The sequence below is a fragment of the Bradyrhizobium centrolobii genome, from assembly GCF_001641635.1.
Classification (GTDB): Bacteria; Pseudomonadota; Alphaproteobacteria; order Rhizobiales; family Xanthobacteraceae; genus Bradyrhizobium; species Bradyrhizobium centrolobii.
The window spans coordinates 1-13,103 of the sequence record NZ_LUUB01000071.1 but is presented as its reverse complement, the minus strand read 5'-3'; the positions used below and the strand labels follow the sequence as shown (position 1 = coordinate 13,103).

Genomic DNA, 13,103 nt, shown 5'->3' with positions numbered 1-13,103 from the left:
CCGAGCCCTCCCGCCCTGAGCACCTCCCCAGACTAGACCAGGGCGTATACTCATGATCCGATCAGCCAGCGAAGGCATGCCTTCTCCGCTCTGCCCTTGTGAGCGGACAAAGCCAGTTCGCCCTGGCAAGTCGGCGAAGGGCCAATTCCGGACTCATGCACCGCAGCAAGTGATCGGCGTCGGTTAGTTCGTCGAAGGGATAGTACCGCGCCCGCGCTTGCAGATGGAGCAGCCGCCCGGCGTTACTCTGGGCGATCTTCGCGCGGTCGCCCTCGCTGATCGGCGCGCTGCGCAGGAACGCGGTCGCTGTGCGCAAATCCTCGAAGGGGTAGTCTGCAGCAAAGAGGATGTGGTCCGAGCCAAGAGCGAGCAACGCGCAATGCAGCGGCGGGACGTCGCAGACTCCACTAGCCGTGATCGTGTGTCAACAATTGTACGCCGAATAACAGAGCGCGTCGTGGTTTGGTCCAATTTGGGACAACAAAGGAGTCTGAATTGCTGCAAGTGCTAGTTAGCGAGCCAAGAAATGGTTACAAGAATACAGCGAATGCTCAAACGTTTGCCGACGCATGTTGCCGACATCAAGGACAATCCCCGATGGTTGCCGATGTTTGCGCTGGGGCGCGTGATGCTGTTCCGCAACCTCGCATGGAAATTGACCGCTCCGCCCGAACACATCGATCTCACGAACACGCTTTTCCCGGAACTTGACGTCGACCATGTGACCGAGCAGTTGCGGCGAGACGGGCTGTTTCAGGGCGTCAGGCTTCCAACAGGCATCACGTCGGAGATCTCTTCCTTTGCCCGACGCACGCCCTGTTTCGGCAATTTTGATCGCAAAATTGAGCTGGTCGCCGAGGAACATCGCTCGGTCGAGCTTGCGACCGGGAAGGCCATTCTCACCGGCCACTTCTTCGAACGCGTGCTGGATTGCGAAGCGGCCCGCCGCGTCCAGCAGGATCCGCTATTGTTGCAAATCGCCCAGAACTATCTGGGAGGCGAGGCGCGCGTCACCGCGACCCGGCTGTGGTGGAGCTTTCCGAGCAAGAAGGCGAAAGACTACGACCTCCATCTAGCCTCACAGGACCGGTTTCATTTTGATCTCGATGATTGGAGGATGATCAAGTACTTCTTCTACATCGAAGCGGTTGACGAAAACTCGGGCCCGCATGTCTATGTCGTGGGCAGCCACAGGCAGCGCTTCCTGCGGCACCAGTTCACCCTCGTGGTCGGCCACCCCTCGGAGGAGATCGAGCGGTCCTATGGCCGCGAAGCGATCGTAAAACTGACGGGGCCTGAAGGCTTCGGCTTTGTCGAGGATCCCTTCGGATTCCATACGGGTTCGCTGGCCGAACGCGCGCCGCGCCTCGTCCTGGAGATCAGCTTCGGCGTCAGCGAAAAGTTGCACCGTCGTTTCCATGGCGAGCCGGTGATTCATTAGCTGCCAGTCGGGCGGTTGCGGCCAACGATTAAGCAACTCCTTCGGCTACGGAGATCGACGTTTCACTGCGCAGGTAACTCATACAATCATCTCCCGGCCCGCCCGCCAACGTTCTCTGGGGCTCGCCATTGCATTTGCGCCATCAGTGCGATTACCCGTTCGATGAGGTCTTGAAATCAACCTGCAGTGTATAGGCCGCCAAGGCTTGATTGAGGCGGTGCGTCGGTAGCTAAGGGTCAACATGCGAAGAACTCAACGTGAAGCGCGGCAGGGACGGTCATTGCTGACCGCCCCCCGCCCAAATCCGTGCAGGCGGAATTCCCGCACATGGCTCCTGCCTTGGGTGCATGACGGCGAAGCGCTTGTCAGGATACGGGTGAAGGATACGCGGTTGGGGGAGCCAGTCGGCGGCTAGCCTTTGCATTCGTTGCCATGAGAAGCGGTCCTTCTGGCCGCGCCGCCGCAGCGTGCGCAACCAGATGCGCGTCACATGATAGTAGGACGCGTACTCATAAATTGTCGGTGATGTCCGCTTCGCGCCGACACCGACCACCTTTGTGCAACCGCAGCAAACGACGCGATGGGCCAATTCCGGACTCATGCAGCGCAACAAAATTGGTCGCTAAGGACCCGAGTTACGTCGCGCGCCCGCTAAAGCGCACCAACTCCTGCGTCAACATCACTTACGATAGCGTGATCTACCCAGCAGTGGGACGACAGTGGTCATGCTACTGCGCCAAAACTTGCGGTTGTGTGAGATAGTTCACGTCCATTCATATTGGTTGAGTGACCAAATAGGTCTTCGAGCAAACGGAGGGAAAGGATGAAATCTCAAATTTACTTGGCAATTTTCCTTGCTGTTGCAGGTTTCGCGCCTCCCGCGCAGTCCCAGCAAATCGATTGGACACTCGAAGAATTTCAGCCCAACGTACCCTACGGTGGACGAGCTGACACGATCGCGGTCAACCCCTCCGACAATCGCATTATGTTTGTGGCTTCGGAATCGGGTGGCCTCTTCAAGACTACCGACGGCGGAACGCATTGGAGTCATGTGGATACGCTTGGCGCCTATTACACATCGGCCGTCGCGTATGTGACATCAGACATACTTCTGGCAACAGCGACGGATCGGTTCAGCGTAAGGAACGACGGAGGCGGCATCTGGCGAAGTTCCGATGGCGGCGTTACCTGGTCGCACATCCCCAGCCCGTCTCTCGGCGGTCCTAGGGATCTGCGCTTTGATGCAAGGGAAATTTCCATTGCACCGGACACTGGCGATATTTTTGTTGCGACGAGCTACGGTGTGGCCAAGAGCAGCGACCAAGGTGCAAGCTGGATTGTCAGGGGCCCCATCAACTTTGCAGCAATCTCTGTGGCGGCCCAATCCGGTAATCTTGTGATTGCTGGCTCAAATGATTCAAGACTCTCCACCAAGGTCATTCGCTCGGACGATGGTGGCGCAACTTGGGCCGCCACAAATTTTCCGGTCCCTGTCAGTTTTCCGGTCCCTGTCTTCGACTTGCACGCGCTTGCCGCCTCGCCACTCGACGCCAAAACGTTCTACGCCTATGGCGATCCAGATTTTTTCGTCAGTGAGGATGGCGGAGTGAACTGGTCGAAGATCGTCCCGACGTTTTCGCGTGGCCCGCAAGACTTTTGCGGCGGAATTGGATTCGTCAAACCTTTGGCGACGCCCACAGGCCTGACTGTGTGGTTGGGGAACCGCTGCACCGTTGCAAAGCTTGTAGCTCCACAGATTTCGGGAACATCTCGTTTCGACTATAGCGGCCCTGTGATCCAGTCGACCGTCGATCACTGGGATACGCGCGATATGGCATTTCGCACGCACGGGCCGGACACGGGCGCGCCGATTCTGCTGGCTACGGATGGAGGCGTGCATCGCACATCGGACGGTGGCGCCAACTGGATGCTCACAGGCTCGGGCCCAAACGGCTACAATGCGTTGCAAATTTCTGAAGTGAAAGGTCAATGGATCGATAACGCGGCCAATTACGATCTCTACATAACGGTCCAGGACAACGGCATTTGGGCCTCCGGGGATGGAGGCTTGACTTGGCCGCCCCCAAATGCTGGTGCCGAGGGCGTCAACATCGACATGCAAAAGCACGTCCCATCGCCGGCCGACAGCGTGGTCACCGTGACTGCGTGTGGTCCTTGCGCAAATGGAATAGGCGGAAGGGTATTTTCCCAAACATACGGAGCGGCGTTTTCCGGACTGCATCAATGGGCCGATCCTCCCGGCCCGGCCGGCGCTGGGCATCCGACCTCTATTTTCAACTCGTTCCACGATCAGGGCGTCGACGGCGCACCAGGCGGATTCTTAAAGGGGTTCGCTGCGACTCACGATCTGGGCTCGAATTGGACCCAACATGCCGTCGTACCGGAAGACCGCCGGGACATTCCGAAGCTCACCGCGATTCGCGTTGGGCACCGTCAACTGCCGGTGCAGTACCAAGCGATCAGGACTGGATTCGACGCCACCCGAGATTTCGAGATCGTACATCTCGTGAGGTTGACGATGAACCGCCCAAGCACGATGGCAAGCGTGTATTTCCCGGCAATGAATGGGTTTGGAGGCATTGGCATCTCTCCTCCCGATTGGAACTGGCATCAGGGTGTTTTTGGAGTTGACCCTAAAGACAGCCAGCATCTGATTGCGCCCGATGTCATCAATGGAAAGATAATGGAATCGCACGATGGCGGCGACAACTGGAGCGAAATTCCGGGGCTTACGTCTCTTATAACCGATGCGGGTCGATTCCAGTCTAACGCGGGGGCCAGCCCGTTCAACGTCGGGATTTTCCCGGCCTTCCCGTTCGACGTCGGGCCCTTCCCGTTCGCCTCGCACGTTTCATTCTCCAGCGATGATCCCAACAGCGTTGCCATCGGCACTCAACAGAACGGCCTCTTTGTCTCCAGGGATAGGGGCGCTACTTGGACCAAGGTACCGAATTCGGAGCGCGCCACGGCCATCACCTCCGTCGACTGGATGTCCCCGACGGATGCCTTTGTCTCAACCCTGGGCCGTGGCCTTTGGAAGCTGACCGGCAGTCGGGTCGTTACGAGCGTACGCCCGCTTTGCGTCATCCAATCCTGCCGCATTAAATATATCTTTAAAGGTGATCCCTCGCCCGATCGATTCAAACGCGGTATTGTCGTGTTCGAAGGCGAGATCATGGGCGCCCGCGTAGAAGCCGGAGTGCTTCGTGAATTGTCAGTTACGCCGCAAACTTCGCTTGGGTTTGTCGGCGCTCCCGTAAAACTCGCCATCCGGTACACGAACCAGCGTGCCGGAATCATCGGGATCGAAGCCAACAAGGCCTTTGCACTGCCTTCCGGCAGGTTGCTGACCGGACTTGCGTTGGACGAACGTGGTGAACTGTTTGGAGCGATTTACACTAGCGGGAGAATTCCGCTCTCCGATAAATCCGCAAAGCGACGGGACGTGAGAACCGCTGACGCGCGCTCTGTTCTGCAGCAAAATCGCTCTCCCACCTTATCGAAGCCGTACATTTCGCTTTCCGCGACGGGCAAGGGAATGGACAACCTCAAACCGGAAGATCCGCTGACGTTGACAGGCGAACGAATGCCCAGCGGCGCAGCGCTGGAAATCGTTTTGGATGGACGTGCTATAGGAAAGGCCGAAGGCGACCGCGGCGGTTTTCTGAAGACTATTATGATCAAAGCCCCCCGAGAACTTGGGCCTCACACGCTGATCGTACGTGACGCCAATACGAAGCAAACGATCGACGGAGCGAGTTTCGTCGTCCGTCATCGGGATACTGAGTGACATAGTTCCTCCTTTGAAACACATCTATCGGTCTGCCGGCCTTGGTCCGCTCTGCACCCAAAAGCGGGCACTGCGGGCCCTAACCGGAAAGCCCGCTAAGGGTCATCTTCGACCGATTCAGTCGGTTTTGCCTGGCGGTTCATGTCCGCTTCGCTCCGATACGGACCATGGTGCTGCGTTGGCGCGAACTGACGCGATGGGCCACTTCCGGACCTAGTGGGCGCTCGCGGATTTGACGCGATGAGCGGTTCTTGGATCTGAAATGGCGCGCCATTCCTTCATTTGCGAACCGTCATCCTCATGTCTGCACACTCTGGCTCACAGCCATGTAGCGGGAGAAACGTCCACGAACATGCTTAACTTGCAGCGCCCGCGCGTGGGGCAGCCCTGAATTGGTGATGCGCGACGTCATCAGCGTTTCGAAAGCCGCGAAGTTGCCGCTTTCGAGCAATGGCAACAGCGCGCGATGCGCATCGAACGACGCCGGTGTCTGGACATCGAACGGTGAACTCGGGTTGGCGCGCAGCGCGGCCACCCGATCAAACGGGGCGGCCCTCGCTGCTTTCATCCTGCCTGCACGCGGTCGGCAGTCTACGACCCAGCCTGTTTTCGATCAGTATTTCGCGACTACCGGGCCGCCCGAACCGAAGCGGTAGTTCAAGCCGACTCGCGCGATATTTCCCTTCAGGTCCGCGGAAGCGTTGAAGATCGCCGGGAAGAACGGATCCGTCATCACGTGCGAGATGCTGCCGAGATCGTAGTGAAGGTATTCGGCCTTAAAGCTCCAATCCTTGACGAAGGCCCATTCGAGCCCCGCGCCAACCGTCCATCCGAAGCGAGTTTCGGTGGCGGAGCCGGCTTGGCAGTTATTGCCGCCACACCCACTCGTTCTCGTGAGGGCTGTGGACAGGTTCACTTGCCCGTACGCCAATCCACCGGTGACGTAAAGCAGAGAACGATCCCATGGCGCCACGCCCACCCGGCCGCGAACTGTGCCGAACCAGTCGAGCTTTTCACTGCCGGTCATAATGCGACTAGGATCGTTGGGGCCGGGCAACGACACCGTTTTCTTGATGTCTGCCCATTGGATGTCGCTCTCAAAGCCAAGGACCCACATCGGGGTGACCTGCCAATTGTAGCCCGCCTGGCCGCCGCCGATGAACCCATTCGAGCTCAAGGGCAAGGACGTGGCGATGTCGGAAAAGGTGACAAATCCCTGCGCTGCGGCGTTGGCTGCTGTGATGGTGTCGGTGCTGTCGTTCCAGGCCCAGCCGGCGTTGACGCCGACATACCAGCCGGTCCAACTGAAGGCGGCCGGTGCCACGACCGGCGCCTTATAGACTGGTGCCGCCGACAGATCGGCCGCGCCAGCCGACCCCACCGTCAAGAATGCGAACGCGATCGTTGTCGAAAAAAGATTCTTCATCACGCACCTAAAAATCGGTTGAGCCAGTCACGATGAGAAAAATACCCGCCGGCCTCTGCAGGCGCTAGGACTGAGCGGAACTCTTGTTCCGTTGCAAGCAACCGGATGTAGTTTTTGCGGGCAAGTGTTGCGACAGGGTGACATCGCAGGTCGTCGCAACCTTGGCGGTTGACGCGAAAAGCATATTTTGGCGTCATAGCGCCACGGCGAACATGGCCCGTCTTCATCGGCCGTGGTGCGCCTGAGGAGATTCGAACACCCTGTGAGGCCCGCTATGGGTCATTTTCGACGGATTCAGCGGGTGCGTCGGCAGGTTGATGTCCGCTTCCGTCCGTAAGCGCCGACGCTTGGCCAGACCCCTGTGATTCAAACTCCCAAACTGGGGGCTCGAATCATGCGCTACGAACTCGCCGACTATGAATGGGTTGCTATCAAGCCGATGCTGCCCAACAAGCCGCGTGGCGTTCCTCGGGTAAATGACCGTCGTGTCCTCAATGGCATCTTCTGGGTCCTCCGATCAGGAGCACCCTGGCGCGACCTGCCGAAGGCGTTTGGCCCGTACACGACTTGCTACAACCGTTTCGTCCGCTGGCGGCGGGCTGGTGTTTGTGGCCGCATCATAGACGCACTTGCCTCTGCTCACGATGCAGCCGTCCAGATGATCGACACCTCCATTGTCCGCGTGCATCGGCATGGAGCCTGCATCACAAAGAACCAGCGTCAGTTGATGGGAAGGTCACGCGGCGGCTTGACGAGTAAAATTCATGCGGTGGTCGACGGCAATGGCCTGCCGGTGCGGCTGGCACTGAGCCCCGGTGAGGCCCACGACGTTCGGCTTGCGGGGAAAATGCTGTCTCGTCTGAAGTCTGGGGCAATGCTGCTTGCTGACCGTGGCTGCGACGCTGATTGGATCAGAGAGCTTGCCATGAAGAAGGGAGCGTGGGCCAACATCCCTCCGAAAAGCAATCGCAACGCCCCGATATGCTTCAGCCCCGATCTCTACCGCGCTCGCAACCGGGTCGAGCGGTTCTTCAACAGGATCAAGCAATGTCGTCGGGTGGCGACCCGGTACAACAGGCTTGCTGCCAACTATCTTGCCTTCGTTCAACCCGCGTCAGTCAGGCTATGGCTGCGCCTCAATGAGTCCACGTCCCCCCGCCCTTGGCTCCACCGGCTCCGCTGCGGTCGGGACCGCTTTGTTCGTCGGCTTCACAGCTACTATGGCAGAGTCTGACTTCTCGCGACCGTGCATCATCGGCTACGGCCCCTCGCCTTCCCGATGCGGACCGACGGCTGTTGCCGAGCGGTCGATCGCGAGATCTCCCGGTTCCCGTGCAAGGAGCGTCTGCACATGCCAGAGTCTCTGACCACGCCGGGTCGTCCTGGCGCTCGCGATAACGCGCCTGGACGTGCTGCCTTCCGCTATTTGCACGGCGTCGGCACCCGGAATAGGACTCTTTCGCGGCTCGATGGCTGGCCTATGCGCCCCCCTGTCAACGCTTCGCCGAAACCCTCGCGGGCAACTGCGCATGACTCGGGGCCGATGTGGATCGCTACTCCTTCATCGTAAGAGACTTGCACTCTCTACTCCTTGCCGGTCTCCCGGCGCTTCGCAAATCTAGTCCGTTGTGCCCCACTGAGCGGACCTCAATGAGGGGGCCGTCACTTCGCTGATGGGCCAGATCCGGACTCGTGCAGCCGATCTTTCGTCTTCACTCCGGCGAAGGAGCAACGACAAACTCCGCACTGAGCGAGACCGCCGATTTTATCGAATTGGAGATGAAGCACTGCGCTTCAACGTTTCCCATAATTTCGCGGGCACGCTCGAGCTCGGCCCTGCTTTTGAGGCTTACGCGGGGTCGAACGGTGACTTCCGTGATGCGGTACTTGCCTTCGACGTTTTCGAGCAGGCCCTCAGCTTCACTTTCATATCCGACCGGCGTCAGACCTTTGGCATGCGCAAGCGTGAGGAAAGTCAGCATCATGCATGTATTGACCGAGCCCACCAGTAGCTCTTCGGGCGCCCAGATGTCTGGCGCACCTTTGAACTCCGGCGGACTGCCAACGACGATGTTTGGTTTTCCCGACGCCGAAAGCGTACCCCGCCGCGCGGAGCTCCAGACGGTGTTGGCCTTGTAGCGAAAAGATTTGTAGGCCCTCTTGGTCTCCATTGGAACCTCCGACATCCCTATGGCCGAATGGGCGCCGATGCCTATTCGGTCCTTCTCTCAGCGGCCGCGTGCGAGCCAAACAGTACGACCGCCGACCTGCGGGTCTTCGATTGAGTGATCGATGAGCTCAAGGTCGTATCGAGCGAGCAACTGGCGATATTCGCTCGGATCTAGGCTGGAATGATAGAGTGGGTCACCTCGATAGCTGCCGACTGCCTCGCCGAAGGTCGGGCCGGTATTGAACATTAAGATCGTGCCCTGACGGGCGTGGGCAGCAAACACTTCAAACATGGAACGTTGGTCAACGGGATCGAGGTGGAAATAGCTATCCCATGCTAAAATTCCCTCGAATACTCTGGGAAGCCGAAGGCCGCGCATGTCTGCGACGATCCACTCTTGGTCCGGGAGCCGCTCTCGACACAGCGCGATCAAAGACGGCGAGCTATCGACGCCCGTTACCCACATTCCATGGGCCACAACATTGCACGCGACCGGCATGCCTCCGCCACATCCCAAGTCGAGGACTCTCGCGCCGTTGTGCAGCAATGCGACGAAGCGGTCATGCCATTTCTTGTCATTCCAGCCGCAGCTTCTTCGATCTGCATCCCAATCGGAAGCGTGACGCTCGTAATGGGCGACAATCTTGCCAGCGTGACGTTCATTCAGCAAAGCTGGGCAGTGTCGCTGATGTCTGCAAGGGGTCAAATGCTACCGACCAAGTGGAGACCCACGGCACTGCCATTTCTGCAAGCCCCGAAAGGTGCGGCGCATGCTCGCTCTCCGAAATTGTTTGGCACGCACTCGTTACGTTGGACAAAGGCAACATTGATCTACCGGCGCACCGGCAACTTGCGAGCCGTCCAACTCCCGCTCGGACACACCAAGATTGAAAGCACAGTCAGGTACCTCGGCACTGAGGTGGACGACGCGCTCTCGATAGCGGAACAAGTGGAGGTCTGAAATACCCAGGCAGAGCGGACATACTCTGCCCGATCAACTTCGGCAGGGTTGGGCCAATTGCCGACATCCCCATGCCGACGTGGTGATACCGCAAATTCCTGTACTGGTTCTCCTGCCAGGAACACCAGATAACCCGATATAGTTGGCGACTAAGACGGCGCTCCTCCGCGCCATTCCAATTTGGCTTGCCGGTACGGCGCAGCGGGCGCATCCTGATGCCGAGTTGTCGACTTCGGGCACTAATCAGGCTCGCTGCGGAAACAACGTAGGTCCACGCCCGCAAGGAAGGAGGGAATTATGCAGCAGAGGCATTTAAGTACCGCTGTGCTCGTTGGTGCGGCCCTCCTTGCGCTGCCGATGACCGGTGGCGCACAGATTCTCGTGTCCGGCAACGACGAGAAGGTCTTGTGGGACGACGCCGGCAAGACGGTCTACCTGCCGCCAGGCAAGGACACGATCTCCTTCATCGACATCGGCGACCGTGAGAACCCGAAGATCCTGACGAGCATTGCACTCGAGAACAGCATCTTTGGGCCGCCGACCAATCTTGCCGTGCATCCAAGCGGCGAGATTGCGCTCGTCGCTAACTCAGTGACGCAGATAAAGGATGGCGAGAACTGGAAGCCGGTGCCGGACGATAAAGTCTACATCTTCGACTTGAAGGCGAGCCCGCCTAAGCAGATCGGCACCGTCAACGTCGGCAAGCAGCCATCGGGGCTTGATATCAGCAAGAAAGGTGACCTGGCGCTCGTCACGAATCGCGCCGACAATTCGGTCAGCGTCCTCAGCATCTCCGGCAAGGAGGTGAAGGTCACAGACACGATTGCGATGGGCGATAGCGTCGCGCATGTCGCAATCTCGGCGGACGGCACCAAGGGACTGGCTGTTAAGCCGGTCGTCAACAAGGTCGCGTTCTTGAAGATCGACGGTCAAAAGGTCCGCTACGAGAAGTACGATATGCCGACCGGTGTTTTCCCGTATAACGTCGACATCGTACCGAACGGCAAGATCGCGCTCGTCGCCAACAACGGGGGAGGCGGGTACGCCGATGGCAATGTCGATACGGTGAGCGTCATCGACCTTGAGCAAAATCCGCCGCGCGTCATCGACCACATCGTCGTGGGCGATGCGCCGGAAGGTTTTGCCATTAGCCCAAAGGGCGACTTAGCGCTTGCAATTCTCGTCGGCGGCAACTCCGATAAGAAAGCGTTCTTTTCACGCAAAGGAGGCGCGGCCGTGGTGCTGAAGATCGATGACAAAAGGGTGACGAAAGTAAGCGACGAGATCGAGGTCGGCGGGCTTGCCGAGGGCGTCGCCTTTTCGCCGGACGGCAACTACGCCTACATCGGAAACTTCCTCGATAGCAACATGTCGATCATGAGGATAAACGGGACGCAGGTCACCGACACTGGCAAGAAACTGAAATTGCCAGGTCATCCGGCTTCGCTCCGCGGCGCGCCGAAGTAATGGGATACTTGAAGAGTAGGACTTCGAGGGTGCGCGAATGGCCGCTCAGGGTCAAAAAGCGGCGGTGGAGGTGAGCGAGCACTGAGATTACAATCATACGAGAGTCAGCCATCTTTTTCCTTTGCCGTCCCTATCGATTAGTAAGCTCGTAAAGGATTGACCGATGACCAGCTTGTATTTTGAAGACGCCGAAATTGGCAATAGGCGCAAGGCTGGGCCCTATCTTGTCTCCAAGGACGAAATCATTCAGTTCGCTAAGCAGTATGACCCACGGCCCTTCCACGTCGATGAGGAAGCTGCTGCGCGTTCAGTTTTTGGAGGACTGTCGGCATCGGGTGCCCATACGTTCGCGATCTTTATCTCGTTAACGAGCAAACTACAGCCTCCGCTTCGTGTCCTTGCCGGAATGGGCTGGGATGAGCTGAGGCTGCCGAACGCAGTACGACCGGGGGATGAACTCGATCTCGAATCAACCGTTTTGGAGAAGCGCGAGTCGAGATCGAACCCCGATAGGGGAATCCTTCGCGACCAAATCCACTTGCGCAACCAAAGGGGCGAGACGGTGTTGCAGTGTTTCAGCAACATTCTCAGAGCTGGCTCCGGAAATCTGGACAGGGCGATAAGTGGAGTTTCTGCCTGACGGCGGGCAAGATTGTCCCGCGAATCAGGAGAGACGATGAGCAGACGAGCCCGCCGGCACCACGCACCGGCATTCAAGGCCAAGGTAGCGTTAGCCGCAATCAAGGGCGAGATGACGCTGGCCCAGCTGGCTGAGCATTTCGACGTGCACCCGAACCAGATCACGCAGTGGAAGTCCCAGCTTCAGGAAGCGGCGGCCGAGGTATTTGGTGCTGGCGGTGGCAACAGAACGAGCGAGCCGGCGGTGGACGTGAAAACGCTGCACGCCAAGATCGGGGAGCTGACGCTGGAGAACGATTTTTTAGAAGGCGCGCTCAGCAAAGCCGGTCTGCTGAGCGCAAAGCGATGATCGACCGTGAGCACGGCCTGCCGATCACGAAACAGGCGGAAGTTTTGAAGATCAGCCGTGGCAGTGTCTATTATCTACCACGTCCGGTGTCGCCCGCCGACCTCGCGATCATGCGCCGGCTCGACCGGCTGCACCTGGAGTTTCCTTTCGCCGGTTCGCGAATGTTGCGAGACCTGCTGGCTGCCGAGGGGTGCAAGATCGGCCGCCGGCATGTCAAAACGCTGATGCGGCGGATGGGGATAGAGGCGCTCTACCGCCGTCCGCGCACCACCAAACCCGAACCCGGGCACAAGATCTATCCGTATCTGCTGCGCGGGATCGAGATCACACGACCGAACCAGGTCTGGGCAATGGACATCACCTACATCCCGATGGCGCGCGGCTTCGTCTATCTCGCGGTGGTGCTTGACTGGTTCAGCCGCAGGGTGCTGTCGTGGCGCGTCTCGATCACGATGGAAGCCGCATTCTGCGTCGAGACGCTGGAGGATGCTCTTGCTTGCCACGGCAAGCCGGAAATCTTCAACACCGACCAAGGCTCGCAGTTCACGGGCGCCGCGTTCACCGGCGTGCTCGCCAGTCAGGGCATCGCCATCAGCATGGACGGCCGGGGCGCCTGGCGCGACAATGTGTTCGTCGAGCGGCTGTGGCGCAGTGTCAAATATGAGGAGGCCTATCTGCGCGCCTACGACACCGTGTCCGACGCCCGCGCCTCGATCGGCCGATACCTCGACTTTTACAATGGCCGGCGCCCCCACTCGAGCCTTGACCGCGGCACCCCGGATCAAGCTTACTTCAACCCGCTGCCGTTCCGCGCGGCAGCCTAACTCTGGCAGAAGCTC

General features: G+C 58.9%; 10 protein-coding genes and 2 pseudogenes. 7 read left to right on the top strand and 5 right to left on the bottom strand.

The window, feature by feature from the left end; all coding sequences use genetic code 11:
- Nucleotides 1–61 precede the first annotated feature (61 nt).
- Nucleotides 62–418, bottom strand: a complete 357-nt coding sequence (locus AYJ54_RS54055; protein ID WP_082905823.1) for an amidohydrolase family protein — start codon at nt 416–418, stop codon at nt 62–64.
- Between the two features lie 189 nt (nt 419–607).
- Between AYJ54_RS54055 and AYJ54_RS22980 the strand changes: the two genes are divergently transcribed.
- Together AYJ54_RS22980 and AYJ54_RS22975 are read left to right on the top strand one after the other, a co-directional pair.
- Nucleotides 608–1,441, top strand: coding sequence for a phytanoyl-CoA dioxygenase family protein (locus AYJ54_RS22980; RefSeq protein ID WP_245329111.1), 834 nt, complete (start codon nt 608–610; stop codon nt 1,439–1,441).
- An 823-nt stretch (nt 1,442–2,264) separates the two neighbouring features.
- Entirely contained in the window at nt 2,265–5,252 is a 2,988-nt protein-coding gene (locus tag AYJ54_RS22975) for a beta propeller repeat protein (protein WP_136623874.1), read from the top strand.
- Between the two features lie 298 nt (nt 5,253–5,550).
- On the opposite strand, the gene AYJ54_RS22970 is transcribed toward AYJ54_RS22975, so the two are convergent.
- Together AYJ54_RS22970 and AYJ54_RS22965 are read right to left on the bottom strand one after the other, a co-directional pair.
- The gene (locus AYJ54_RS22970; RefSeq protein ID WP_136623873.1) at nt 5,551–5,820 is read right to left on the bottom strand and encodes a hypothetical protein; all 270 of its coding nucleotides are present in this window, start codon (nt 5,818–5,820) and stop codon (nt 5,551–5,553) included.
- A 45-nt stretch (nt 5,821–5,865) separates the two neighbouring features.
- Nucleotides 5,866–6,678 carry an outer membrane protein gene (locus AYJ54_RS22965; protein WP_063702416.1) on the bottom strand — a complete coding sequence of 271 codons (813 nt, stop codon included), beginning with the start codon at nt 6,676–6,678 and terminating at the stop codon, nt 5,866–5,868.
- A 394-nt stretch (nt 6,679–7,072) separates the two neighbouring features.
- On the opposite strand from AYJ54_RS22965, the pseudogene AYJ54_RS47680 reads away from it, so the two are divergent.
- Nucleotides 7,073–7,831: pseudogene (locus tag AYJ54_RS47680) on the top strand (IS5 family transposase); the annotation flags it as partial.
- 559 nt (nt 7,832–8,390) lie between these two features.
- Here the strand turns inward: AYJ54_RS47680 and AYJ54_RS22950 are convergent.
- Together AYJ54_RS22950 and AYJ54_RS22945 are read right to left on the bottom strand one after the other, a co-directional pair.
- Nucleotides 8,391–8,849: an OsmC family protein gene (locus AYJ54_RS22950; protein WP_063702414.1), complete on the bottom strand. Its 459-nt coding sequence runs from the start codon at nt 8,847–8,849 to the stop codon at nt 8,391–8,393.
- 57 nt (nt 8,850–8,906) lie between these two features.
- Complete coding sequence (locus tag AYJ54_RS22945) at nt 8,907–9,518, bottom strand: class I SAM-dependent DNA methyltransferase (RefSeq protein ID WP_082905820.1); 612 nt, start codon at nt 9,516–9,518, stop codon at nt 8,907–8,909.
- Nucleotides 9,519–9,629: 111 nt separating this feature from the next.
- Here AYJ54_RS22945 and AYJ54_RS52620 point away from each other — a divergent pair.
- From AYJ54_RS52620 to AYJ54_RS22925, 4 genes and pseudogenes are all read left to right on the top strand, one after another.
- Nucleotides 9,630–9,809 (top strand): annotated as a pseudogene (locus tag AYJ54_RS52620) (tyrosine-type recombinase/integrase); the annotation flags it as partial.
- Nucleotides 9,810–10,106: 297 nt separating this feature from the next.
- On the top strand, nt 10,107–11,276 hold the full coding sequence (locus tag AYJ54_RS22940) for a YncE family protein (protein WP_063702412.1): 1,170 nt from the start codon (nt 10,107–10,109) through the stop codon (nt 11,274–11,276).
- A 163-nt stretch (nt 11,277–11,439) separates the two neighbouring features.
- Entirely contained in the window at nt 11,440–11,916 is a 477-nt protein-coding gene (locus tag AYJ54_RS22935) for a MaoC/PaaZ C-terminal domain-containing protein (RefSeq protein WP_063702410.1), read from the top strand.
- Nucleotides 11,917–11,952: 36 nt separating this feature from the next.
- A protein-coding gene (locus AYJ54_RS22925) for an IS3 family transposase (protein WP_136623864.1) occupies nt 11,953–13,088 on the top strand; the annotation gives its coding sequence in 2 pieces (ribosomal slippage) (nt 11,953–12,211 and nt 12,211–13,088; 1,137 coding nt in all).
- Nucleotides 13,089–13,103: the final 15 nt, after the last annotated feature.

Excerpts from the sequence above, each read along its gene's own strand:
- AYJ54_RS22980 (WP_245329111.1), top strand. The coding sequence starts at position 608 with ATGTTTGCGCTGGGGCGCGTGATGCTGTTCCGCAACCTCGCATGGAAA.
- AYJ54_RS22965 (WP_063702416.1), bottom strand. The coding sequence starts at position 6,678 with ATGAAGAATCTTTTTTCGACAACGATCGCGTTCGCATTCTTGACGGTG.
- AYJ54_RS22935 (WP_063702410.1), top strand. The coding sequence starts at position 11,440 with ATGACCAGCTTGTATTTTGAAGACGCCGAAATTGGCAATAGGCGCAAG.
- AYJ54_RS22970 (WP_136623873.1), bottom strand. The coding sequence starts at position 5,820 with ATGAAAGCAGCGAGGGCCGCCCCGTTTGATCGGGTGGCCGCGCTGCGC.
- AYJ54_RS22975 (WP_136623874.1), top strand. The coding sequence starts at position 2,265 with ATGAAATCTCAAATTTACTTGGCAATTTTCCTTGCTGTTGCAGGTTTC.
- AYJ54_RS22950 (WP_063702414.1), bottom strand. The coding sequence starts at position 8,849 with ATGGAGACCAAGAGGGCCTACAAATCTTTTCGCTACAAGGCCAACACC.
- AYJ54_RS22940 (WP_063702412.1), top strand. The coding sequence starts at position 10,107 with ATGCAGCAGAGGCATTTAAGTACCGCTGTGCTCGTTGGTGCGGCCCTC.